This window comes from Pseudomonas zanjanensis (assembly GCF_014268745.2).
GTDB lineage: Bacteria > Pseudomonadota > Gammaproteobacteria > Pseudomonadales > Pseudomonadaceae > Aquipseudomonas > Aquipseudomonas zanjanensis.
On the sequence record NZ_JABWRB020000001.1, the window covers coordinates 767,229 to 790,744 of the forward strand.

Sequence of the window (23,516 nt, forward strand, 5' to 3'; positions counted from 1 at the left end):
GATTACGGATATTACGGATACGCGATGTCGACGATGTAGACCCGCTTCTCACCTGTGGGCGTCTGGACGCTGACCTCCGCGTCCAAGGCCTTGCCGATCAGTGCGCGGGCCAACGGCGAGTCAATGCTGATCAGGTTCTGTTTCAGATCCAGCTCGTCCGGGCCAACAATGCGATAGCGTGATTCCTTGCCGTCCTCATCTTCGACCGTGACCCAGGCGCCGAAATAAACCTTGTTTGGATCGCTGGGTTTTTCACTGACCACCTTGAGCGCCTCGAGGCGCTTGGTGAGGAAGCGCACGCGACTGTCGATTTCCCGCAGCATTTTCTTGCCGTAGGTGTATTCGGCATTTTCCGAGCGATCGCCCTGGGCCGCTGCCTCGCTGACCGCCTGGGTCACCTGGGGACGGCGCACATGCCACAGCTCATGGAATTCGGCGCGCATCCGCGCTTCACCCTCGGGGGTGATCAGCGCGGTGCCGGCGGTGCGGGGTGGGCGATAACGGCTCATGGCAACTTCTTGTGATAGCGAAGCCGGGAGTCTATCAACCCTCGCGCAATACTGTCAGCGGGCTGGCGTTGAGCGCCCGACGGGTACCAAACACCCCGGCCGCGCCGATCAACAAGGCCCCCAACAGCGGCAATACCAATAGCCATGGATGCGGGTGCCAGGGCAGGTCGAAGGCGTACCGGTAAAGCACCAGGCTCACCAGCTCCGAGCCCAGGGCCGCCAGTAGGCCGCTGACCGCCCCCAACAGGCCGAATTCGATGCGTCGGGCCTTGACCAGCAGGGGGCGTTCGGCGCCCAGTGCGCGCAACAACGCGCCCTGGCGAATCCGCTCGTCGAGGGTGGCCTGCAGGCCGGAAAACAGCACCGCCATCCCCGCCGCCAGTACAAACAACAGCACGTACTCCACGGCCAGGGTCACCTGGGCCAGGATGCTGCGCAGTTGTTCGAGCAGGGCTTCGACTTGCAGGATCGTCACCGCCGGGAAGGCCCGGGACAGGTCGACGATTTGTTGGTCGTGACCCGCCGCCAGGTAGAAGCTGGTGAGGTAGGTCGCCGGCAGGTCCTTCAATGTGCCGGGCTGGAAGATCATGAAGAAGTTGGGCTGGAAATTGTCCCAGTTGATTTCCCGCAAGCTGGTGACCTTCGCCTCACGGTTGACGCCGCCCACGCTGAAGACCAGGCGATCGCCCAGCTTGATCTTGAGGTTTTCGGCCACTTTGCCTTCCACCGAAACCCCCGGGACATCGTCCGGTGGCTGCTGCGGCCACCAGGTCCCGGCGGTGACGACGTTGCCCGCCGGCAGGTCCGCGGCCCAGGTCAGGCTCAGGTCGCGTTGCAGTGCCCGGTCACCCGCCGAATCCTTGGTGACGAACTCCGTGGCCGATTCGCCATTGATGCTGATCAGGCGCCCGGGTACCACGGGGTAGAGCGGGGCTGATTGCGCGGACAATTCCAGCAGCTTGTCGGTGAAGGCCTGCTTGTCGTTGGGCAGGATGTTGAGGGCGAAATAGTTCGGCGCATTCTTGGGCAACTGGTTTTGCCAGGTGTCCAGCAACTCGCCGCGCAGCAGCGCGATCAACGCCATGGACAACAGGATCAGGCCGAACGCCAGGGCCTGGCCGGCCGCCGCCAGGGGATGACGCAGCAATTGGCCGAGGCCCAGCCGCCAGGGCAGGGCGGCGCGGGCCAGCAGGCGACGCAGGCTCTGGAGCAACAGCAACAAGAGGCCGCCGAGCACCAGCGCGGCAACGACACCACCGCCCAACAGGGCGAAGGTCAGCACCAGGTCCAGGCTCAGGCGCCACATGATCAGGCCCAGGGCGCCCAGTGCGGCACCGTAGATCACCCAGGAGCTGGAGGGGATTGGCAGCATGTCCCGGCGCAGTACACGCAACGGCGGCACTCGCCCCAGCGCAGCCAGTGGCGGCAAGGCGAACCCCGCCAACGCCACCAGCCCGGTGCCGATTCCGGCGATCGCCGGCAGCAGGCCGCCGGGCGGAACGGTGGTAGGCAGCAGGTCATGCAGCAGGGCGAACAGGCCCAATTGGGCGACCCAGCCGAGCAGTGCGCCGCTGATGCTGGCCAGCAGGCCCAGCACCGTCAATTGCAGGCTGAACAGCACCATGGTTTCCCGGCGGGACAGGCCCAGGCAGCGCAGCAGCGCGCTGGCGTCGAAGCGTCGGGTGGCGAAGCGGTTGGCCGAAAGCGCGACGGCCACACCGGACAACAACACCGCCACCAGACTGGCCATGTTCAGGTAGCGCTCGGCCTTGCCCAGGGCGCCGCCGATCTGGCGGTTGCCGTCGCGGGCATCCTGCAGGCGCTGGTTGGGTTCAAGCCCAGGCTTGACCAGGTCGCGGTAGGTTTGCAGGGCCGGTGCCGGGCCGCGCCACAGGTCGCGATAGCTGACACGGCTGCCCGGTTGCACCACGCCGGTGGCCTCCAGGTCCTTGAGGTTGATCAGTACCCGCGGGGTGAGGCTGTAGAAGTTGCCGGCGCGATCGGGTTCATAGGTCAGCACCCGGGCCAGGCGCAGGGTCTGGTTGCCGACGTCGATGCTGTCGCCGATCTTCAGGTCCAGTGCCGTCAGCAGCCGTGCCTCGACCCAGGCCTCGCCAGGGTTCGGACGTCCGCCGGTTTCTTCCGGGGCGAACGGGGCAGGGGTGCTTTTCAGCTCGCCGCGCAATGGGTAGCGGTCATCGGCCGCCTTGACGCTGGACAGCTGGATGCCATTGTCGGTGGCCACGACACTGGAGAACTCCACCACCCGGGCATGTTCCAGGCCCAATTCGGTGCCGCTGCGGATTTGCTCCGGGCGGGCCGGCGAGCTGCCTTCGAGCAGCAGGTCGGCGCCGAGGAATTCGGTAGCGCGCATCATCATCGCGCCGTTGAGGCGGGCACCGAAGTAGCCGATGGCGGTGCTCGCCGCCACCGCCACCAACAGGGCGAAGAACAACACCCGCAACTCTCCGGCGCGGGCATCGCGAAGCAATTGACGGACAGCGAGGCTGAACAGGCGCAACAGCGGCAGACGTGCCATCAAGGCTCCAGAGGGGCGACCATCTCGCCGGCTTCAAGTCGGATCAGGCGCCGGCAGCGATGGGCCAGGCGTTCATCATGGGTGACCAGCACCAGGGTCGTACCGCGTTCCTTGTTCAGTTCGAACAGCAGGTCGCTGATGCGCTCGCCAGTGTGGCTGTCGAGGTTGCCGGTGGGTTCGTCGGCAAACAGCACGTCGGGCTCGGCGGCAAAGGCGCGGGCAATCGCCACCCGTTGCTGTTCACCACCGGAGAGCTGGCGCGGCGAATGGGTCAGGCGCTGGCCCAGGCCGACGCGCTGCAACAGTTGCGTGGCGCGTTCGCGGGCATCCTTGCGGCCGTCCAGCTCCAGCGGCAGCATGACGTTTTCCAGTGCATTGAGGCTGTCGAGCAACTGGAATGACTGGAAGACGAAACCGACATGCTCGGCGCGGATCCGCGCCCGCTGGTCTTCATCCAACGCGCTGAGGGCCTGCCCGGCGAGCGTGACCTCGCCGCTGCTGGGCAGGTCGAGGCCGGCCAGCAGGCCCAGGAGGGTGGATTTGCCGGAACCGGACGCGCCGACGATGGCCAGGCTGTCGCCCTTGTTCAGTTCCAGGCTGAGTTCATGCAGGATGGTCAGTTCACCTTCCGCGCTGGCGACCACTTTGCTAAGGTCCGTCGCGGTGAGAATGCTTGAGCCCATGGAGAATCCGATGCGTGTGTGGTTTTTGAGTGCCGGCCTGGCCTTGATGTGCATGGTCCAGAACGCAGCGGCGGGTACAGTCCTGATCGTTGGCGATAGTATCAGCGCGGCTTTCGGCCTGGATACCCGGCAGGGGTGGGTGTCGTTGCTCGAACAACGGCTCAAGGCCGAGGGTTTTGACGATAAAGTGGTCAATGCCTCCATCAGCGGCGACACCAGCGCCGGAGGCCAGGCGCGGCTGCCGGCGCTGCTTGCAGCCCATAAACCGGACCTGGTGATCCTGGAGCTGGGCGGCAACGATGGCTTGCGTGGACAACCGCCAACACAATTGCAACAAAACCTTGCAGCGATGATCGACAGCGCCCGCGCCAGCGGTGCGAAGGTACTTTTGCTGGGTATGCAATTGCCGCCCAACTACGGACGGCGCTACACCGATGCCTTCGCTCGGGTCTACAGCACCCTGGCCGAGGAGAAGAAAGTCCCGCTGGTGCCGTTTTTCCTCAAGGACGTAGGTGGCGTTCCGACCATGATGCAGAGTGACGGATTGCACCCGTCCGTCGCGGCCCAGGGCAAGTTGCTGGAAAATGTCTGGCCGACGCTGAAACCGCTGCTTTGACGCTTTTCTACCGGCGGGCTTTCGGCTAATGTGGCGCCCCCGATTTGGAGCCCCCGATGCCGCGTCCCGCCTGGTCCCTGTTTGCCTACCAACTGATCGAGCCTGACGAGCAGTTGGACCTGTTCGCCTGCCAGGAAGTACGGGTGCACCTGGTGACCCGGCAGTTGGAACTCGGTGGCTCGGCCGACCGGACCCTCTGCGGCAGCCTGTTGCCGGCCCAGCCGCGCTGGTCGAGCGTCGATCGCAAGATTTTCCAGGATCATCGCCTGTGCTCGCTGTGCCGGGCGATCCTGGAATCCCAAAAGCGCGGCACCTCGCCGATCTGGCCGGAGCTGCGGTTCGAACTTTAATCCCCGAATTCTAGGTATTGCCTTTGTGGGAGCGGGCTTGCTCGCGAAGGCGGCACATTCGACATCAACGCAAGCAGACCCACCGCTTTCGCGAGCAAGCCCGCTCCCACAGGGTTCCATTTCAATTTCCAGACATGCTGCGCATCGGACGCCTCCGTACCGCTCTCCCCGAAATAACAGGTGGCAGTGTACAATCGCCGTTTTCATACCCCAGTTCGATCTGCGAAGGATTTCCCGGATGTTGCCGCGCTTGCCTGCCGTCGCCCGCTGCCTGTCTCTTGCCGCCCTGTGTATGGCGGGCCCCGTTGCCGCCCTGGAGCTGCCCCTGCCACCGCCGGGTGAAGACATCATCGGCCAGGTGCAGGTCATCAAGGCCAAATACGAAGACACCTTCGCCGACCTGGGCACCGCCTATGACCTGGGCTACAGCGAGATGGTCGCTGCCAACCCGGGGGTTGATCCCTGGTTGCCGGGCACTGGTACCGAGATCGTGTTGCCCACTCGCTTCATCCTGCCGCCGGGCCCGCGCGAGGGCATCGTGATCAACCTGGCCGAGTACCGTCTCTACTATTTCCCCAAGGGGCGGAACGTGGTCTACACCTTCCCGCTGGGGATTGGCCGTGAGGGCTGGGGCTCGCCAATCGCCCACACCAGCATCATCGCCAAGACCCCGAACCCGACCTGGACTCCGCCCGCGTCGATCAAGGCCGAACACGCCGCCGACGGCGACCCGTTGCCGAATGTCGTGCCTGCCGGCCCTGATAACCCGCTGGGTCCTTTCAAGTTCACCCTGGGCACCCCGGGCTACCTGATCCACGGTTCGAACAAGAAGTTCGGCATCGGCATGCGCACCAGTCACGGTTGCTTCCGGATGTTCAACAACAACGTACTGGAAATGGCCGGCATGGTGCCGGTGGGCACGTCGGTGCGGATCATCAACGACCCCTACAAGCTGGGCTTGAGCGGCGGCAAGGTGTATCTGGAAGCGCATACGCCGCTGGACGACAAGGGCAACCCGTCGGTGGTGGACAAGCACACCGCCGTCATCAACGCGATGCTCAAGCGCGAAGACATCACCAGCAACCTGCGCATGAACTGGGACGTGGTGCGGGACGTGGTCGCGGCCGAAGATGGCCTGCCAGTGGAAATCGCAGTTCCAAATACCTCGGCACCGATGGTTTCGAGCGCGCCGATCGACCTGCAGCAGTAAAAGCTTGAAAGCAACCCGCCGACGTTTCGCGATGTCGGCGGGTTTTTTATCGCCTGGTAAAACACCAGTCAATAGCTCTTGAATCCAAAAAAAAAGCCGACCCAAGAATGGGTCGGCTCGATAACAATCCCGAAGGACTATTACTTGCGGCTAGCTTTTTCCAGCATGCGCAGAGCACGCTCGTTAGCTTCGTCAGCAGTCTGTTGTGCTTTTTGAGCAGCAGCCAGAGCTTCATCAGCTTTACGGTAAGCTTCGTCTGCACGAGCCTGGGAGCGAGCTGCTGCGTCTTCGGTAGCAGTCAGACGTGCTTCGGTTTCTTTCGATGCGCTGCTGCAACCGGTAGCCAGAACTGCGGCCAGGGCCAGAGCAGAGAATTTCAGAACGTTGTTCATCGGTTTCCCCTTCAAGGACTTTCTATTAGTGACTGTCTCCCCAGACTGAGGAGTTAGCCGGCGTACATACTACCCATTACTTGTAGTAAGTAAACTGACGTAGCGCAAGAAGCAAAAAAATTGTAGGCGGTGATTCTTTTTCGAGCAACTTTTCTGAGGGTTGTTTAAAAAATATACAGGCCAAAGCCCTTGCCTGGAGCGCGTCGACGAAAAAAAGTTCCGTGGCCGGGTGAACTCTCGCAGACCTCGCTAACGTCGTTGTTTATTGATTCACCTACACTTTTGTACATTTTTTGTGCAGCGCTCCGGGCATCTTTATTGGTATTGGCGGTGACTTTAACTACGCGCGCTCGTCTCAAGACTCAACAACTGGCGATGTTCAGCTATTGCACCGTGACCGACTACAGCGCGACGATGGCGCTCAATCGATAAACCCGACCAGGTTCACCCCTTCGATGACAGGCGTGCCTTGAGCATTTGCGTCATTGGTGCCTACTATTCACGACGTGCTCGGGTTTGGGCGGATCGGTTTTGGCGCTCGGTGACCAGGAAGGCACGGGGTGGCGTAGAGGTTCCTTCGCCGGAAAAACATCGGTAAGGTAGGGGTCGGCATTCAGACCCGCGAGGAGTAGTGATGAGCGAGGCGGTTACCATCCACCATGACCAGGCTGGTCATCAGTTCGAGACCAATGTGGACGGTCATCGTGCCTATCTGACCTACATGGACCTGGGCAAGCAGACCCTGGACATCTATCGTACCTTCGTGCCCAACGCCCTGCGCGGCAGGGGGATTGCAGCGAAGTTGACCGAAGAGGCGCTGAAGTACGCTGAAGAAATGGGCTACACGGTGATCCCGTCCTGCTCCTACGTGGAGCGCTACATGGAGCGTCACCAGCGGCACGCGGCGAAGCTCTGAGAAAACGGATTCCCAATAAAAAACGCCGGGCTGAGAAGCCCGGCGTTTTTTATTTCTGGTGGAGCAAGGATCGCAGGCTTCGCCAGCTCCTACATACCCCAAATATGCGTAGGAGCGTGTAGGAGCTGTCGAGTGCAACGAGGCTGCGATCTTTTAGCCACGCTGCCGCTTAGGCAATACATCCTTGAGCTTGGCATGCATGCTGCGCAGGGTGTTCTCGGTCGCGCTCCAGTCGATGCAGGCATCGGTGATGGAGACGCCGTATTGCAAGTCGGCGAGGTCTTTCGGAATGGCCTGGCAGCCCCAGTTCAGGTGGCTTTCGACCATCAGGCCGATAATCGACTGGTTGCCTTCCAGGATCTGGTTGGCCACGTTTTCCATGACCAGCGGTTGCAAGGCAGGGTCCTTGTTGGAGTTGGCGTGGCTGCAATCGACCATGATGTTCGGTTTGATCTTGGCTTTGTTCAGTGCCTGCTCGCACAGGGCAACGCTGACCGAATCGTAGTTCGGCTTGCCGTTGCCACCGCGCAGCACCACGTGACCGTAGGCGTTGCCCTTGGTGGTGACGATCGACACGCCACCTTCCTGGTTGATGCCCAGGAAACGGTGCGGGCTGGAAACCGATTGCAAGGCGTTGATCGCCACGGTGAGGCCACCGTCGGTGCCATTCTTGAAGCCTACCGCCGACGACAGGCCGGAGGCCATTTCGCGGTGGGTCTGGGATTCGGTGGTACGCGCGCCGATGGCCGACCAACTGATCAGGTCCTGCAGGTACTGCGGCGAGATCGGGTCGAGGGCTTCGGTGGCGGTGGGCAGGCCCATTTCCGCCAGGTCCAGCAGCAACTGGCGACCGATGTGCAGGCCGTCCTGGATCTTGAACGAGTCATCCAGGTACGGGTCGTTGATCAGGCCTTTCCAGCCGACGGTGGTCCGAGGTTTCTCGAAATACACGCGCATGACCAGGTACAAGGTGTCCGATACTTCCGCGGCCAGCACTTTCAGGCGCTCGGCGTATTCGTGGGCGGCCTTGATGTCGTGGATCGAGCAGGGGCCGATGACCACGAACAGGCGATGGTCGGTGCCGTCCAGGATGTTGCGAATGACTTCCCGGCCCTTGGTCACGGTGCGCAGGGCAGCGTCGCTCAAGGGAACATCGCGCTTGAGCTGGTCAGGCGTGATAAGGGTCTCGTTGGAGGCGACGTTAAGGTCGTTGATCGGTAAATCAGCCATCGTGTTACTCGTCAGGTCACGGGTGCCGGCCGCCAGCGATCCCCGCGCGGCGGTGCACAGCGGATTTTAAGCGCGTCGGGGAGCCGAACCTTATCGCGTTACGAGGTGGCTCGACAATGGGCTGGGACGGGTTTAATGCCCTACAGGCTGGGGAAAAGGCCCTGGAGGTGGCTCTGCAACAGTTTCGTCAGCAGATGTAATGAAGATTGCATGCCGTGCCGCTCGCGCTGATAGTGTGCAGGAACTTTTACCAGGGGAGTTGCGACGATGCAGGCAGGCGCTAAACCACGGATCGGGATGATCGGCACCGGGGCGATTGGCGGGTTCTACGGGGTGATGCTGGCGCGTGCGGGTTTTGACGTGCACTTCCTGTTGCGCAGCGAATTTGCCGCCGTGGCCGAAGCCGGTTTGCGGATCGACAGCGCGGTCCACGGTGCGCTGGCCCTCCACCCGGTCCAGGCCTATCCCTCGGCAGCCGACATGCCGCCCTGCGACTGGCTGCTGGTCGGCGCCAAGACCACCAGCAATGCCGACCTGGCCCCGGCCATTGCCCAGGCGGCCGCTGATGGGGCCAAAGTCCTGCTGCTGCAGAACGGCCTCGATGTCGAGGACGACCTTCGACCGTTGCTGCCCGACTCGTTGCACCTGCTGGGTGGCCTGTGCCTGATCTGCGTGCATCGCGTCGGCCCTGGCGTCGTCGCCCATCAGGCACTTGGCGCGGTCAACGTCGGTTATCACAGCGGTCCTTGCGCCGATCAGGCGCAACGCATGGCGATCGTCGAAGAAGCGACGACGATGTTCCGCAGCGCCGGTATCGACGCCCAGGCCATGCCCGGCCTGCAACAGGCCCGCTGGCAGAAGCTGGTGTGGAATGTGCCGTACAACGGCCTTTCGGTTCTGCTGGGCGCCAGTACTACGCCGTTGATGGCCAACGACCATAGCCGCGAATTGATCCAGGCGCTGATGGGGGAGGTGGTTCGCGGTGCCCAAGCCTGCGGGCATCAGATCGCGCCGGGTTATGCCGAGTACCTGTTCGCGATGACCGAGAAGATGCCCGACTACTGGCCGAGCATGTACCACGATTATTCCCACAAGCGTGCGCTGGAACTGGACGCGATCTATGGCCGGCCATTGGCGGCGGCGAAAGCGGCAGGGTGTGAGCTGCCGAAAATCGAAGCCTTGTATCAGGCGTTGGCGTTCATGGATCGGAACAACCGCTGAGCGGGCGAAGGGGGAGCGGCATGGCAAACAACATCGACGACAAATTGGTGCTGGCGATTTCGTCGCGGGCGCTGTTCGACCTGAGGGAAAGCCACAAGGTGTACCTGTCGAGTGGCGTCGAGGCCTATCGGCAATATCAGATCGAGCATGAAGACGAAGTCCTGGCGCCCGGTGACGCGTTCGCCCTCGTGCAGAAACTGCTGGACCTCAACGAGCACCTGGGGCGTGCCCGGGTCGAGGTGATCCTGGTCTCGCGCAACAGTGCCGACACCGGCCTTCGGGTGTTCAACTCCATTCATCACTATGGGCTGGCCATTTCACGCGCGGCCTTCGTTGGCGGCCGTAGCCCTTACCCGTACCTCAAGGCTTTCGGCTGCGATCTGTTTCTGTCCACTCACGCTGAAGACGTGCGCAGCGCCCTGGACGCTGGCTTTGCCGCGGCGACCATCCTGTCGGGTGGTGCCAGTCGCGCCGCTAGCGGGGAATTGCGCATCGCCTTCGACGGCGATGCCGTGCTGTTTTCCGATGAGTCGGAGCGTGTCTATCAGACCGGTGGTCTGGAGGCATTCCAGGCCAGCGAGCGACAGGCCGCCCGCGAGCCGCTGCGGGGCGGGCCGTTCAAGGGCTTCCTGGCGGCGCTCAATGCGCTGCAGCGTGAGTTTCCCGAGGACGCCTGCCCCATCCGCACGGCGCTGGTGACGGCCCGTTCGGCACCGGCCCACGAGCGGGTCATCCGGACGTTGCGTGAATGGGACATCCGTCTGGATGAGTCGTTGTTTCTCGGCGGCCTGACCAAATCGGCCTTTCTGGAGGCCTTCGCCGCCGATGTGTTTTTCGATGACCAGACGGGCCATTGCGAACTGGCTCGGGAGGTGGTCGCCACCGGTCACGTGCCCCATGGCATCAGTAACGAAATAAAGCCCTGACGACCTCGGGGCCGGGACGTCAGGCCGCACGTCGCAGTCGCCAAGGCGCTGCTAAGCTGAATCAATCTCCGCCATTCTGGCACTCGAGGAGGTCACATGATTCGTTCGATGCTGTACGCCACAGACTTGGGTCTCTACGCCCCTTATGTGATGCAGCATGCCTTGGCGCTGGCACGGACGTTTGAAGCCGAGTTGTATGTGGTGCATGCGGTAGAACCGATGGGGCTGTTCGCCGAATCGGTGTTGCAAAGCTATCTCGACGAGCAAGCGCTGAACGAATTCCATCGCCAAGGTCTGAGTACGGTGATGGCCAATATCGAACAGCGGGTGCTCGACAATTTCCGCGAGGAATTGGGGGACGGGCAACAGGACTTGAAACTGATCAAATCGGTCAGGGTGTACCAGGGCGATCCTTCCCAGGTCATCCTGGAGCAGGCTGCGAAACTCTCCGTGGATTTGTTGATCGTGGGCAGTCATTGCCAAGGAGCGAGCGGTGAAACCCCCTTGGGCAGGACCGCTGCGCGGGTATTGCAGTTATCCCGGGTGCCGGTCTACCTGGTCCCCCTGGTGCAGCGCCGACGCCAGGGCGAGGCCTGAGGCTAAATGATGGCGTTCTATAAAAAGTTCTAGATTTATTGTCGTGACCTTCCATATAGTTATATACCGTCGCTGATGCCCGTGGCGTCCAACTGCTTTGAGGGATACATATGAAGCTTCAACAACTGCGCTACATCTGGGAAGTGGCGCACCACGACCTCAACGTTTCCGCTACTGCCCAAAGCCTCTACACGTCGCAACCCGGCATCAGCAAGCAGATCCGCCTGTTGGAAGATGAACTGGGCGTCGAAGTCTTCGCCCGCAGCGGCAAGCACTTGACCCGCGTGACCCCGGCGGGTGAGCGCATCATCACCACGGCCGGCGAGATCCTGCGCAAGGTCGAGAGCATCAAGCAGATCGCCCAGGAATTCTCCAACGAGAAAAAAGGCACCCTCTCGATCGCCACCACCCACACCCAGGCTCGTTATGCGCTGCCGCCGGTGATCAGTAATTTCATCAAGCAATACCCGGACGTGGCGCTGCACATGCACCAGGGGTCGCCGATGCAGATCGCCGAGATGGCGGCCGATGGCACGGTGGATTTCGCCATTGCCACCGAGGCCCTGGAGTTGTTCGGTGACTTGGTGATGATGCCGTGCTACCGCTGGAACCGCTGCGTGGTCGTGCCCCAGGGCCATCCGTTGACCAAGCTGCCCAAGCTCACCCTCGAAGCCCTGGCCGAATACCCGATCGTGACCTATGTATTCGGTTTCACCGGTCGTTCCAAACTCGACGAAGCCTTCAGCCACCGTGGCCTGACGCCGAAAGTGGTGTTCACCGCCGCCGACGCCGACGTGATCAAGACTTACGTTCGCCTGGGCCTGGGCGTGGGCATCGTCGCGAAGATGGCCGTCGATACCAAGCTCGACAGTGACCTGGTGGTGTTGGATGCCAGCGAATTGTTCGAATCCAGCGTGACCAAGATCGGTTTCCGTCGTGGCACGTTCCTGCGCGGTTTCATGTGTGATTTCATCGAGAAATTCGCGCCGCACCTGACCCGTGAAGTCATGGCCAAAGCCATCCAGTGCCACAACAAGCAGGAACTCGAAGAGTTGTTCGACGGTGTCGAGCTGCCGGTGCACTAAGGCCCTTCTAGATCGCCTCGGTGACAGCGAACTGTTGCCGGGCGCCCGCTACGACGATTTCCACCTCATCCCCTTCGAACTTGCCCAAAAGGCCGCGGCCCAGCGGTGAGCGAGGGGTGATGACGGTGATCGGCTGGCCCACCAGCGAAACCTTCAAACCCGCCGCATCCGGCCCCAAAAAGAGCCATTGCTGGCGGCCGTCCTCATCTTCCAGGCCGATCAACGTGCCGACCTGAATGCCGCGCTCCTCGTCATAGGGCCTTAAGGCCAGGTTCTGGCAGAGGGCGAGGGCCTGGCGGATTTCTTCCACGCGCCTGGCTTGTCCGGCGGCGAGATAGGACGCCTCCAGGCCCAGGGTGTCGTATTTGTTCTCGGCGATGTTTTCTTCGTGGGTCGCGGTTTCGTAGGCGGTCTGCGCGGCGCGTTCGGCGATGTCGAGATCAATCTTGAGCTTGTCGAGAATCAACTGGTGGACGGTCTGTTTGTTCATATCATTCGCAGAATTGCAGGACGTTGGCGCGGCTTTTTTCACTGGGCGCATTCTGGTCTTGCTGCAACCAGAACTGGCACTTGGGGTTGGACAGGTTGCGCGGATTGCTCCTGGCCTGATCGAGCGCCTGGCGCTGCTCGTTCCTTTGCAGGTTCTGCTGGTACTGCTCGAACATCGGGGCGGACGGTTCCGGGGCCGGTTGCACCGCCGGCGGTTGCGCCAATTGATGGACGGCGGCGGCCACGGGCGCCAGTTGTTCGTCGAACAGGAACTTTGACAGCAGCCAGCCGGTCAGGACGATGGCGAGAAACCCCAACCATAGGCCCAGGGCAATACTGACCGTCAATTTCAAAGCGCTGAGACGTGGGGCTGGGGAGTGATCGGGCATGGCTGCTTCCTGGCAGGGGCATGGGCAGGCGGTGATTGTCGCATGAAGATTAATCGCCGTCGGCTCTTCTGCGCGATCGGTTTATTCGGGACAATCAGGCCTTTGTCACAGGGAGTCGAGAATGGCTGTGCGCTGGGATATTTTTTGCACCGTCGTCGATAACTATGGCGACATCGGTGTCACTTGGCGCCTGGCTCGGCAACTGGTGGCCGAGCACCAATGCGCGGTGCGGCTCTGGGTTGACGATCTACGCGCCTTCGAACGGCTGTGTCCGGAAATCGATATCACCCTGTCCGAGCAATGGCAGCAGGGCGTACAGGTGCGCCACTGGCCTGCGGTCTGGCCGGCTACCGAGGCCGCCGAGGTGGTGATCGCCGCTTTTGCCTGCCAGTTGCCGAGTGCCTACATGGAGGCGATGGCCGAGCGCCCGACCGCGCCCTTGTGGATGAACCTCGATTATCTGAGCGCCGAGGACTGGGTGATCGGTTGCCACGGCTTGCCGTCGGTCAAGTACAAACACGTGCAGAAATACTTCTTTTTTCCGGGCTTTCGGGAGGGAACAGGTGGTTTGCTGCGTGAGGCCGGTTTGCTGGAGCGTCGTCGGCAATTCCAACAGGATGCCGAGGCACAACGTATTTTCCTCCAGGGATTGGGCATCGAGCGGGCGCCGGAGACGTGCCTGATCTCGCTGTTTGCCTATGAAAACGCAGGTTTGGCGAGCTGGTTTGACGCAATGGCAACCGATGCCCAGGCGTTCCATGTGCTGGTTCCCGAAGGTCGGGTGTTGGGCGATGTCGAGCGTTGGCTCGCTGTCGAAGGCCTGAAAGCCGGTGCGCTGCATCGACGCGGCGCGCTGACGGTGCAGGTGCTGCCGTTCGTCCGCCAGGATCAGTACGACCACTTGCTGTGGTGCTGTGATTTCAATGCCGTGCGCGGCGAGGACTCCTTCGTGCGCGCCCAATGGGCCGGCCGTCCGCTGCTCTGGCATATCTACCAGCAGGAAGAGGACGTCCACCTGGAAAAACTCGAGGCGTTTCTCACCCTCTACAATCAGGGGCTTTCGCCAGCCGCGCAAAAAGCGACCGGTGGTCTGTGGCGGGCCTGGAATGCCGGCCAGGACATGGCCGAACATTGGAAAGCCAGCCGCGAACAGCAGCCGGAACTGCTCGAACACGCCCAGGCGTGGTGTCTGGAACAGGCCTCGCGACCGGATCTTGCCGCAGCGCTGGTGAAGTTTTATGTAAATTGGATATGATACGCGGCCTAGATTTTTGTAAATCCCATCCAAATTCGGATATTCGCAATGAAAACTGGTAAAGAACTGAAACCCGGGACCGTGATCCGTCTCGAAAACGATCCTTGGCTGGTTCAGAAAGCTGAGTTCACCAAGTCGGGTCGTAACAGCGCGATCATGAAGACCAAGCTGAAGAACCTGCTGACCGGTTACAAGACCGAGATCGTCTACAGCGCCGACGACAAACTGGACGATGTGATCCTCGACCGCAAAGAAGCGACCCTGTCCTTCATCAGCGGCGACACCTACACGTTCATGGACACCACTGACTACACCATGTACGAGCTGAACGCCGAAGACATCGAAAGCGTTCTGCCGTTCATCGAAGAAGGCATGACCGACGTCTGCGAAGCCGTGTTCTTCGAAGAGCGCCTGGTTTCCGTAGAGCTGCCGACCACCATCGTGCGTCAGGTTGACTACACCGAAGGCTCCGCTCGCGGTGACACGTCCGGCAAGGTGATGAAGCCTGCCAAACTGAAGAACGGCACCGAGCTATCGGTTGCTGACTTCATCGAAATCGGCGACATGATCGAGATCGATACCCGCGAAGGCGGTTCCTACAAAGGCCGCGCTAAATAAGCGAAGCCTTCTGTATAAAAAAGCCCGACCATTGAGTCGGGCTTTTTTATATTTCTATTTCGACCCGGCCCCTGTGGCGAGGGAGCTTGCTCCCGTTGGGCTGCGTAGCAGCCCCACCCCAGGCAACTCGGTCATCCAGTCATACCGCATTGACCCGATGACGACTGCTACGCAGCCGAGCGGGAGCAAGCTCCCTCGCCACAAAAGCTTCGGCGTGCAGTCACTTCAGCTTCGGCGTGCAATTACTTCAAGTGTTGCTTGAGCTCTTGCGACACCTGCAACATCGCCGAACGCACCGCAGGCACCTGGCTGACGACGTTGAGCAAGCCATAGTCGTGGATCATGCCGTTGTAACGTACAGCTGTGACCGGGACCCCCGCCGCGTCCAGTTTGCGGGCATAGGCTTCGCCTTCATCGCGCAAGACATCCGCTTCGGCAGTCTGTACCAGCGCGGGCGGCAGGCCCTTGAGTTGCGCGGTGGTTGCCCGCAATGGCGAGGCATAGATCTCGCCGCGTTGCCCGGCGTCGGTGGTGTAGTTGTCCCAGAACCACTTCATCATGTTTTTGCTGAGGAAGTGCCCTTCGGCGAACTGGTTGTAGGACGCCGTCTCGAAGCTGGCATCGGTCACCGGCCACAGCAATGCCTGGAAGCGGATCGCCGGGGTGCCCTTGTCCTTGGCCATCAGCGCCACGACCGCGGCCATGTTGCCACCCACGCTATTACCCGCTACCGCTAGGCGCTTGCCATCGACATTGATCTCCTTGCCATGCTCGGCGACCCACTTCGTCGCCGCATAGGCCTGGTTGATCGCCACCGGATAATGCGCCTCGGGTGAAGGCGTGTAGTTGACGAATACCGCGACAGCACCCGAACCCGCCACCAGATCCCGAACCAGTCGTTCATGGGTCGGGAAATCGCCCAATACCCAGCCACCACCATGGAAGAACATGAACACGGGCAACTCACCCTTGACCCCGGCTGGGCGAACGATGGTCAGGCTGATCGGTTGGCCATCGACCTGGATGGTTTTCTCACTGACGTCGGCCTTGGGCAAGGTCAGTTTGACTCCCGCCTGGGCACCCACCAATACGGCACGGGCGTCCTTGGGCGACAGTTGTTCCAAGGGCTTGCCGGTGCCGGCATTGAGAGCGTCGAGAAACGCCTGGGTGTTGTGTTCGACGATGCCGTCGGCGAAGGCGCTGCTGACGCTGAGGGCGAGAAGGGTGGCGGTCAAGGCTTTGCTGAGCGTGTTCATGTGTATCTCCTTAAGTTCGGGTCCAGGGGGCTATGGTCAGACGGCGACATGCAGGCGCACATCGACGTTGCCGCGGGTGGCGTTGGAGTACGGGCAGACTTGGTGAGCCGCGTCCACCAGGCTTTGTGCGTCGGCTTGGTCCAGGCCCGGCAGGCTGATGTGCAGGTCGATGTCGAGGCCAAAACCGCCGGGGATCTGGCCAATGCCGACATGGGCGGTGATCGAGGCGTCGTCCGGGATCTTGCGTTTGCTTTGGCCAGCCACGAATTTCAAGGCGCCGATGAAGCAGGCCGAATAGCCGGCGGCGAACAGCTGCTCAGGGTTGGTAGCCGCACTGCCTGCACCGCCGAGTTCCTTGGGTGTAGCGAGTTTGACATCGAGGATGTTGTCGCTGGAGATCGCACGACCGTCACGGCCGCCAGTGGAAGTTGCGATTGCGGTGTAGAGAGTTTGCATGATGATCGCCTCGTTTCTGGGTAGGTGTTTTACGCTAAATGTTTGCGCGCTAAGTAGGTGTGGAGAGAATGTATAGCGCTAATATATTGTGCGCAAGATAAATTTTCGAGGCGAGATGGAATCGGCGATCTGAAAAAGCCTGAAAGCCTTTAGCTAGAGCGGTTATTAAGCGTATAAAATTTTTTAGGAGGGCAGGGTAGACAGGGTTGGCGCTATCGCGAGCCTGCTCGCGATAGCGGTGGATCAGTTGGTAGGGGTCTTGGATGTACCGGCGCCTTCGCGAGCAAGCCCGCTCCCACAGATGGGAGTCAGATGCTGTCTTGCAAATGCCCGCGCAGCTCTTGCAGGTCGAGTTGCAGCTTCTTCAACTGCTCCAGGGTCTGGCCGCTGGCGGCGAGGATGCATTGGGGGATGTCGAGGGCTTTTTCCCGCAGGGCACGGCCCTGTTCGGTGAGTTCGACAATCACCACGCGTTCGTCCTCACGGCTGCGGGTGCGGCTCAACAGGCCTTCGGCCTCCAGGCGCTTGAGCAATGGCGTCAACGAGCCGGGGTCGGTCAGCAAGCGTGTGCTGATTTCACCGACGGTCAATCCGTCCTTTTCCCACAGCACCATCATCGCCAAGTATTGCGGGTAGGTCAGGCCCAAGGCCTGTAGCAGCGGTTTATAGACTTTGGTCATCAGCAGTGACGTGGAGTGCAGGGCGAAGCAGACCTGGTTGTCGAGCAGCAGGGCTTCGCAGGCTTCGGGGGTGTCGCGCAGGGTGTTCATGGCAAAACCTTCAAATCAATGATCGTTATGAATCTAGCGGGCAAATCTTTAATGCGCCAGATAATTCTGACGACCTGATCAGATGGCCCGTTTCCCCGCTGCCGCCGACTGCGTAGGATATGCGCCCTAAGGAAAGGGGAATCGTCTTGTTCGAATTTGTGCAGTTTTTGCTGTTTGGTGCCGTTTTGGGCACCTTGGGAGGATTGTTCGGGATCGGTGGCGGCCTGATTGCCATTCCGGTACTGGGCGTCTGGTTCGGCCTCGACCAGCAACTGGCCCAAGGTACGGCGCTGGTCATGGTGGTGCCCAACGTCATGCTTGCGTTGTGGCGCTATCACCAGCGCAATCGCATTGAGTTGCGGCATGTCCTGCCGTTGGCTTCCATGGGTTTCTGCTTTGCCTGGCTTGGCTCGATCTGGGCCGTGGGGATTGACGCGGACCGCATGCGGATCGGCTTCGTAGCGTTCCTGATCGCGCTGACACTCTACAATCTGGTCCGCATGTTCGCCGCCACTGCACCGGCATCGGCGCAGATGCGTCATGGCTGGCCATGGCTTGCCGTGCTGGGGGCCGCATCCGGCACCATGGGCGGTCTGTTCGGTGTCGGTGGGGCCGTGGTCGCCACGCCGATCCTGACCAGCATTTTTGGCACCACCCAGGTGGTTGCCCAAGGCTTGTCCCTGGCGCTGGCCTTGCCCAGTACTGGCGTGACCCTCGCCACGTATGCGTTTCACCACGAAGTGGACTGGAGCATCGGCCTGCCGCTGGCCATCGGTGGCCTGCTGAGCATCAGTTGGGGAGTGAAAGTCGCCCACGCGCTGCCGGAGCGGCTGTTGCGCGGGCTATTCTGCGGTTTCCTGGTGCTGTGCGCGGTGCTGCTCGCCTTTAAAGTTTGAAACCTTCGACGATGTGTTCGGCCAGGCACTCGGTGATCGGCGACGGGTTGTGCAGGTTGCGGATCAGCATGATGCTGGCCTCGGGCAGTTCCGGCAGGTCTTCGGCCTCGCCGAGTACGCGCATGTCCGGGGTCAGCAGGCTTTCCAGTTGCGCCGTGATTGCCAGGCCGGCCCCCACCACCGCCATGAGTGCCGACAGGCTCGAGCTGTTGTACGCCACGCGATAATCGCGGCCCATGGCATCCAATGCGTTGCACGCCCATTGCCGGCAGAAACAATCGCTGTTGAACATCGCCAGCGGCAGCGGTGTTTGTTCGTGGACGTTGAAGCAGGCGGCTTCGGCCCAGACAAAACGTTCCTTGCGTAGCAACTGGCCGATCTCGTCCCCCGGTTTACGGGTGACGATGGACAGGTCCAGGTCCTGGCGCAGCAGCAACTGCTTGGACGATTCGCAGTGCACTTCGATTTCGATCAAAGGGTAGAACTGGGCGAAGCGTTGCAGGATGCCCGGCAGGAAGCGCATCACGTAATCGTCCGGCGTGCCGATGCGCACCGTGCCGACCATGTGCGGTTCGCGCAGGGTATTGAACACCTCGCTGTGCAGCTTGAGGATCCGCCGGGCATAACCCAGCAGCACCTGGCCTTCGGCGGTGAGCTTGACCTGGCGCCCGTCACGCTCGAACAGTCGTCGCTGCAACACGTCTTCTTCCAGCCGCTTCATCTGCATGCTCACGGCAGACTGGGTGCGATTGACCAATTCCCCGGCCCGGGTGAAACCGCCCTGGTCGGCGATGGCGACAAAGGTGCGCAGCACTTCCGTATCGATGCTCGGGTAACTCGACAATTGATCAATCTCCGAGATGTATTGCATAAGAAACATTCGTTGGATTGATCTTAGCGTTAGCGCGAGACTTGAGCCATCCCCAACGGAGGACATCACGATGAAAGGTCAAAAAGGTTATCTACTGATAGACAAACTCTCCCACGGCTTCTCGGTCAGTGCTCTGCTGCATAAGGTTAGTCGCTGGTACGAATTGCACCACGAACGTGAGTTGCTGGCCGGCATGAGCGACGAGGCGCTCAAGGACATTGGCGTGAGTCGTGCCGACGTAGAGCAGGAAGTGGTTCGGCCATTCTGGGATGACCCAATGCACAAATGAGCCATCCTTTCCTACACAAACCCCTTATTGGTGAGGTAGGTTGCGAGCAGACAAGGAGATCTCCATGCCCGCGACTGTGTCCTTTACCCTCAAACAGGCCCGGCGTCTGGCGTTGGCCGCCCAAGGATTCGATGGGCGGTCGCCGCCAGCTTCGGTGCAACCCTCGCGCCTCAACCGCCTGATCGAACGCCTCGGCGTCCTGCAGATCGACTCCGTCAATGCGTTGGTGCGCTCGCATTACCTCCCGCTGTTCTCCCGCCTCGGTCACTACAATCGCGATTTGCTCGATCAAGCTGCCTGGAGCCAGGGCCGACGTCGCACGCTGTTCGAATACTGGGGCCATGAGGCCTCGCTATTGCCGATGTCGATGTATCCGCTGATGCGCTGGCGCATGAATCGGGCGTCGGGTGGCGAAGGGATCTACCAGCAATTGGCGCGTTTCGGCCAGGAACGCCAGGATGTCATCCGCCGCGTCCTGGCGGCGGTCCAGGAGCAGGGCGCTCTTGGCGCAGGCAGTTTGTCCACACGCCAGGAAAAGGCCGGGCCGTGGTGGGACTGGAGCGCTGAGAAGCATGCGTTGGAATGGTTGTTCGCGGCAGGCGAAGTCACGGTAGCCGGGCGGCGTGGGTTCGAGCGGCTCTATGACTTGCCCGAGCGGGTACTGCCGGCTTCGATCCTGCAGCAACCGCTGCCGGACGAAGCCCAGGCCCAGCGCGCCTTGCTGGTACATGCCGCCGAAGCCCTGGGCATCGCGACCGAGAAAGACTTGCGCGACTACTTTCGCCTCGACCCGGCCGACAGTCGCGGGCGCTTGGCCGAGTTGGAGGAGGCTGGCGAACTGCTGCGCTGTCAGGTGCAAGGCTGGAAGCAACCGGCCTGGTGCCGACCCGCGGTGAAAATCCCTCGCAAAGTTGCCGCCAGTGCCTTGCTGTCGCCGTTCGATTCGCTGGTCTGGGAGCGCGGTCGTACCGAGCGGTTGTTCGACTTTCGCTATCGGTTGGAGATCTACACACCGGTGCAAAAGCGGGTGTATGGCTATTACGTCCTGCCATTTCTGCACAACGAACGAATTGCCGCCCGGGTCGATCTGCGGGCGGAGCGGGCCTTGGGACAGTTGGCGGTGCATGCCGTGCACGAAGAGGCGCCGGGGCTGGACGAGGAGGGGATGCAGGCTCTTGCACTGAACCTGTGGCGCATGGCTCGGTGGTTGGGGCTGGAGCGGGTTCAGCTCAATTGCCGGCGGGAGGGTGGGGTGCGGTTGGCGGTGGCATTGGCACAGATTGATGGTGACTGAGCGGGCCCTTTCGCGAGCAAGCCCGCTCCCACATTGGGCCGAGTCGGTCACTGATTTTGTGAACTCAACAGTTCCTTTGTGGGAGCGGGCTTGCTCGCGAAAGCGATAAATCAAACGCTACAAAGCTGTCTGAATTACCGCCGAACCTGTTTCAATGTCTCGGCAATCAAAAATGCCAGTTCCAGCGACTGATCGGCATTCATCCGCGGGTCGCAGTGGGTGTGGTAGCGGTCCGACAGCCCGTCTTCGGTAATCGGCCGTGCGCCGCCGATGCATTCGGTGACGTTCTGTCCGGTCATTTCGATGTGAATCCCGCCGGCGTAGGTGCCTTCGGCTTCGTGAACCTGGAAGAACTGCTTCACTTCACCGAGGATCTGCGCGAAGTCCCGGGTCTTGTAACCACTGCTGGCCTTGATGGTATTGCCGTGCATCGGGTCGGAGCTCCACAGCACTTGCTTGCCTTCACGCTGCACGGCGCGCAACAGTGGCGGCAAGTGTTCGCCAACCTTGTTGGCGCCCATCCGGGCGATCAGGTTCAGCCGGCCGGGATCGTTGTCCGGGTTGAGCACGTCGATCAGACGGATCAGGTCGTCCGGGTCCATGCTCGGGCCGACCTTGACGCCGATCGGGTTGTTCACCCCGCGCAGGAATTCGACATGGGCGCCGTCCAACTGACGGGTACGGTCGCCGATCCACAGCATGTGGGCCGAGCAGTCGTAATAGTCGTTGGTCAGGCTGTCACGGCGCACGAAGGCTTCTTCGTAGTTGAGCAGCAGTGCTTCGTGGGCGGTGAAGAAACTGGTTTCGCGCAGTTGCGGCGAGCTGTCCATGCCGCAGGCACGCATGAATGCCAGGGTTTCGTCGATGCGGTCGGCCAAGTGGCTGTATTTTTCCGCCAGGGCTGAATTGGCGATGAAATCCAGGTTCCACTTGTGTACTTGGTGCAAATCGGCAAAACCGCCTTGGGCGAAGGCGCGCAGCAGGTTCAAGGTGGCGGTGGACTGGTGATAGGACTGCAACAACCGCTCCGGGTCAGGGACGCGGCTTTTTTCGTCGAAACCGATGCCGTTGACGATGTCGCCGCGATAGGCCGGCAGGGTCACGCCGTCGATGGTTTCGTCGTTGGCCGAGCGCGGCTTGGCGAACTGCCCGGCCATCCGCCCGACCTTGACCACCGGGCAACCGGCGGCAAACGTCATGACGATCGCCATCTGCAGCAGCACCTTGAAGGTGTCGCGGATCTTGGCCGCCGAGAATTCGGCGAAGCTTTCGGCGCAGTCGCCGCCTTGCAGCAGGAACGCCCGGCCCTGGGTCACCTCGGCGAACTGACGGCGCAACTCCCGGGCTTCACCGGCAAACACCAGCGGCGGATAACTGGCCAGGGTCTGCTCCACCTGCAACAGGTGCGCGGCGTCGGGGTAGCGGGGTTGCTGCTGGATCGGCAGGGCGCGCCAGCTGTCAGGGCTCCAGGGTTGGCTCATCATGATCTCTAGGTGATTTACGCTCGGACGGCCATGTTATCAGCAAATTAGTGCGTGACCTGTTCCGCTTGCTTCGCGGACAATCGCGCCTTTGCCCCCCGTATGCGCAGGCTCATGCCCGCCCGGCAACATCAGGAGATGAAATGACTGAGGAGCGCGTCGAGCATTTGCTCGCCGAGGTGCACGACGAGTTCGGCATGATCCGCGTATTCGAAGTGGCCGATTACCGATTTCTCGAGTTTGGCGATGCCATCGAGCAGAGCTGCGTGTTCACGGCCGATCCCAGCTGGCTCGAATATGACTACACCCGCGCCATGCTCATCGGTGCGTTGTGTCACGAGCAGCCGGAAAGTGCGCTGTTCCTGGGGCTCGGCGCCGGTACGCTGACCCAGGCCTGCCTCAAGTTCCTGCCGCTGGAAGATGTCGAAGCCATCGAACTGCGCCCCGACGTGCCGCGCCTGGCCATCGAATACCTGGGGCTGGACGACGATCCGCGACTGTATATTCGCGTTGGCGATGCCTTGGAATTGCTCGAAACGGCGGAGCCGGCGGACTTGATCTTCGTCGACCTCTACACCGATGTCGGCCCAGGCGTCGGGCACTTGGCCTGGCGGTTTCTGGAAAACTGCCAGAAACGCCTCAACCCCGGCGGCTGGCTGGTGATCAACCAATGGGCTACCGACGACGGCAAGCCGTTGGGCGCGGCGCTGTTGCGTGGTTTGTACCACCGGCATTATTGGGAGCTGCCGGTGAAGGAGGGCAACGTGATCCTGATCGTGCCGGCGGACCTGGATCAGGAACTGGATATGCAAGGGCTGGTGGCCAGGGCCGAAGGGTTGGCACCGCGATTGGGCTATTCGTTGCAGTCGTTGATCAAGGCCATTCGCCCGGCGACCTGATCAAAGTCAGGAATCTTATGGCCGGTGAGTTCCCCTGTGGCGAGGGAGCTTGCTCCCGCTCGGCTGCGAAGCAGACGCCTGGGTTGATCTCTGAAATTGAAGGGGGCCGCTTCGCGACCCAGCGGGAGCAAGCTCCCTCGCCACAAGGGCGGAGGCGTCTGGAGGTGAACCGTTTTAGCCGGCTGTCCCCGGGCCTGGGGCAGCGAGCCCCATAACGGGGTTTGGCAATAAAAAAAGCTCCCTTTTTGGGCGAATTCCGGTATAGTGCGCGCCGGCCTT

Annotated in this window: 26 protein-coding genes; 14 read left to right on the forward strand and 12 right to left on the reverse strand. The window is 61.4% G+C overall.

Annotated elements, in window-relative coordinates:
- Positions 1-11: 11 nt before the first annotated feature.
- The 3 genes from greB to HU715_RS03585 are packed head-to-tail and all read right to left on the reverse strand — an operon-like array spanning position 12 to position 3,731.
- Positions 12-509, reverse strand: coding sequence for a transcription elongation factor GreB (gene greB, locus HU715_RS03575; protein ID WP_003199337.1), 498 nt, complete (start codon positions 507-509; stop codon positions 12-14).
- A 34-nt stretch (positions 510-543) separates the two neighbouring features.
- Positions 544-3,048 (reverse strand): ABC transporter permease, encoded by a 2,505-nt coding sequence (locus HU715_RS03580; protein WP_186705365.1) that lies wholly within the window; start codon positions 3,046-3,048, stop codon positions 544-546.
- Entirely contained in the window at positions 3,048-3,731 is a 684-nt protein-coding gene (locus tag HU715_RS03585; RefSeq protein WP_060738553.1) for an ABC transporter ATP-binding protein, read from the reverse strand. The genes HU715_RS03580 and HU715_RS03585 overlap by 1 nt, the downstream gene beginning before the upstream one ends.
- 10 nt (positions 3,732-3,741) lie before the next feature.
- On the opposite strand from HU715_RS03585, the gene HU715_RS03590 reads away from it, so the two are divergent.
- The 3 genes from HU715_RS03590 to HU715_RS03600 all read left to right on the forward strand — a co-directional run bounded on the left by HU715_RS03590 (position 3,742) and on the right by HU715_RS03600 (position 5,907).
- Positions 3,742-4,347, forward strand: a complete 606-nt coding sequence (locus HU715_RS03590; protein WP_186705364.1) for an arylesterase — start codon at positions 3,742-3,744, stop codon at positions 4,345-4,347.
- A 56-nt stretch (positions 4,348-4,403) separates the two neighbouring features.
- Complete coding sequence (locus tag HU715_RS03595; RefSeq protein WP_003199347.1) at positions 4,404-4,697, forward strand: hypothetical protein; 294 nt, start codon at positions 4,404-4,406, stop codon at positions 4,695-4,697.
- Positions 4,698-4,935: 238 nt separating this feature from the next.
- Positions 4,936-5,907 carry a L,D-transpeptidase family protein gene (locus tag HU715_RS03600; protein WP_186705363.1) on the forward strand — a complete coding sequence of 324 codons (972 nt, stop codon included), beginning with the start codon at positions 4,936-4,938 and terminating at the stop codon, positions 5,905-5,907.
- 140 nt (positions 5,908-6,047) lie between these two features.
- Here the strand turns inward: HU715_RS03600 and oprI are convergent, their stop codons facing one another.
- The gene (gene oprI / locus HU715_RS03605; protein WP_003183784.1) at positions 6,048-6,299 is read right to left on the reverse strand and encodes an outer membrane lipoprotei OprI; all 252 of its coding nucleotides are present in this window, start codon (positions 6,297-6,299) and stop codon (positions 6,048-6,050) included.
- A gap of 634 nt (positions 6,300-6,933) precedes the next feature.
- Between oprI and HU715_RS03610 the strand changes: the two genes are divergently transcribed.
- Complete coding sequence (locus HU715_RS03610; RefSeq protein WP_186705362.1) at positions 6,934-7,215, forward strand: GNAT family N-acetyltransferase; 282 nt, start codon at positions 6,934-6,936, stop codon at positions 7,213-7,215.
- Positions 7,216-7,368: 153 nt separating this feature from the next.
- Here the strand turns inward: HU715_RS03610 and HU715_RS03615 are convergent, their stop codons facing one another.
- Positions 7,369-8,445 (reverse strand): 3-deoxy-7-phosphoheptulonate synthase, encoded by a 1,077-nt coding sequence (locus HU715_RS03615; RefSeq protein ID WP_186705361.1) that lies wholly within the window; start codon positions 8,443-8,445, stop codon positions 7,369-7,371.
- A 267-nt stretch (positions 8,446-8,712) separates the two neighbouring features.
- Between HU715_RS03615 and HU715_RS03620 the strand changes: the two genes are divergently transcribed.
- The 4 genes from HU715_RS03620 (at position 8,713) to cysB (ending at position 12,274) form a co-directional block, all read left to right on the forward strand.
- Complete coding sequence (locus HU715_RS03620) at positions 8,713-9,666, forward strand: putative 2-dehydropantoate 2-reductase (protein ID WP_186705360.1); 954 nt, start codon at positions 8,713-8,715, stop codon at positions 9,664-9,666.
- A 20-nt stretch (positions 9,667-9,686) separates the two neighbouring features.
- Positions 9,687-10,592: a 5'-nucleotidase gene (locus HU715_RS03625; protein ID WP_186705359.1), complete on the forward strand. Its 906-nt coding sequence runs from the start codon at positions 9,687-9,689 to the stop codon at positions 10,590-10,592.
- Positions 10,593-10,688: 96 nt separating this feature from the next.
- Positions 10,689-11,189 carry a universal stress protein gene (locus HU715_RS03630; protein ID WP_186705358.1) on the forward strand — a complete coding sequence of 167 codons (501 nt, stop codon included), beginning with the start codon at positions 10,689-10,691 and terminating at the stop codon, positions 11,187-11,189.
- 110 nt (positions 11,190-11,299) lie between these two features.
- Positions 11,300-12,274 carry an HTH-type transcriptional regulator CysB gene (gene cysB, locus HU715_RS03635; protein WP_003199376.1) on the forward strand — a complete coding sequence of 325 codons (975 nt, stop codon included), beginning with the start codon at positions 11,300-11,302 and terminating at the stop codon, positions 12,272-12,274.
- Positions 12,275-12,281: 7 nt separating this feature from the next.
- Here cysB and HU715_RS03640 read toward each other — a convergent pair whose 3' ends face one another.
- Positions 12,282-12,764, reverse strand: coding sequence for a GreA/GreB family elongation factor (locus HU715_RS03640; RefSeq protein ID WP_186705357.1), 483 nt, complete (start codon positions 12,762-12,764; stop codon positions 12,282-12,284).
- Between the two features lies 1 nt (position 12,765).
- Positions 12,766-13,152, reverse strand: a complete 387-nt coding sequence (locus HU715_RS03645) for a hypothetical protein (protein ID WP_186705356.1) — start codon at positions 13,150-13,152, stop codon at positions 12,766-12,768.
- Positions 13,153-13,273: 121 nt separating this feature from the next.
- Between HU715_RS03645 and earP the strand changes: the two genes are divergently transcribed.
- Positions 13,274-14,407 (forward strand): elongation factor P maturation arginine rhamnosyltransferase EarP, encoded by a 1,134-nt coding sequence (gene earP, locus HU715_RS03650; protein ID WP_186705355.1) that lies wholly within the window; start codon positions 13,274-13,276, stop codon positions 14,405-14,407.
- Positions 14,408-14,455: 48 nt separating this feature from the next.
- Positions 14,456-15,025 carry an elongation factor P gene (locus HU715_RS03655; protein WP_003199385.1) on the forward strand — a complete coding sequence of 190 codons (570 nt, stop codon included), beginning with the start codon at positions 14,456-14,458 and terminating at the stop codon, positions 15,023-15,025.
- A 242-nt stretch (positions 15,026-15,267) separates the two neighbouring features.
- On the opposite strand, the gene HU715_RS03660 is transcribed toward HU715_RS03655, so the two are convergent.
- The 3 genes from HU715_RS03660 to HU715_RS03670 all read right to left on the reverse strand — a co-directional run bounded on the left by HU715_RS03660 (position 15,268) and on the right by HU715_RS03670 (position 17,507).
- On the reverse strand, positions 15,268-16,281 hold the full coding sequence (locus tag HU715_RS03660; protein ID WP_186705354.1) for an alpha/beta hydrolase: 1,014 nt from the start codon (positions 16,279-16,281) through the stop codon (positions 15,268-15,270).
- 36 nt (positions 16,282-16,317) lie between these two features.
- On the reverse strand, positions 16,318-16,737 hold the full coding sequence (locus HU715_RS03665) for an organic hydroperoxide resistance protein (RefSeq protein WP_186705353.1): 420 nt from the start codon (positions 16,735-16,737) through the stop codon (positions 16,318-16,320).
- A gap of 308 nt (positions 16,738-17,045) precedes the next feature.
- Positions 17,046-17,507 (reverse strand): MarR family winged helix-turn-helix transcriptional regulator, encoded by a 462-nt coding sequence (locus tag HU715_RS03670; protein ID WP_186705352.1) that lies wholly within the window; start codon positions 17,505-17,507, stop codon positions 17,046-17,048.
- Between the two features lie 119 nt (positions 17,508-17,626).
- Here HU715_RS03670 and HU715_RS03675 point away from each other — a divergent pair, with 119 nt between their 5' ends.
- The gene (locus tag HU715_RS03675; protein ID WP_434705471.1) at positions 17,627-18,403 is read left to right on the forward strand and encodes a sulfite exporter TauE/SafE family protein; all 777 of its coding nucleotides are present in this window, start codon (positions 17,627-17,629) and stop codon (positions 18,401-18,403) included.
- On the opposite strand, the gene HU715_RS03680 is transcribed toward HU715_RS03675, so the two are convergent.
- Positions 18,393-19,247 carry a LysR substrate-binding domain-containing protein gene (locus HU715_RS03680; protein ID WP_027912697.1) on the reverse strand — a complete coding sequence of 285 codons (855 nt, stop codon included), beginning with the start codon at positions 19,245-19,247 and terminating at the stop codon, positions 18,393-18,395. The two genes, HU715_RS03675 and HU715_RS03680, sit on opposite strands and share 11 nt — an antisense overlap.
- 97 nt (positions 19,248-19,344) lie before the next feature.
- On the opposite strand from HU715_RS03680, the gene HU715_RS03685 reads away from it, so the two are divergent.
- A complete protein-coding gene (locus HU715_RS03685; protein ID WP_039588913.1) occupies positions 19,345-19,563 on the forward strand; it encodes a DUF1127 domain-containing protein in 219 nt (72 codons plus the stop codon).
- A gap of 64 nt (positions 19,564-19,627) precedes the next feature.
- On the forward strand, positions 19,628-20,857 hold the full coding sequence (locus HU715_RS03690) for a winged helix-turn-helix domain-containing protein (protein ID WP_186705350.1): 1,230 nt from the start codon (positions 19,628-19,630) through the stop codon (positions 20,855-20,857).
- A gap of 134 nt (positions 20,858-20,991) precedes the next feature.
- Here HU715_RS03690 and HU715_RS03695 read toward each other — a convergent pair whose 3' ends face one another.
- Positions 20,992-22,338 (reverse strand): class II 3-deoxy-7-phosphoheptulonate synthase, encoded by a 1,347-nt coding sequence (locus tag HU715_RS03695; RefSeq protein WP_053183144.1) that lies wholly within the window; start codon positions 22,336-22,338, stop codon positions 20,992-20,994.
- 143 nt (positions 22,339-22,481) lie between these two features.
- On the opposite strand from HU715_RS03695, the gene HU715_RS03700 reads away from it, so the two are divergent.
- Complete coding sequence (locus HU715_RS03700) at positions 22,482-23,237, forward strand: spermidine synthase (RefSeq protein ID WP_186705349.1); 756 nt, start codon at positions 22,482-22,484, stop codon at positions 23,235-23,237.
- The last annotated feature ends 279 nt before the right edge of the window (positions 23,238-23,516 follow it).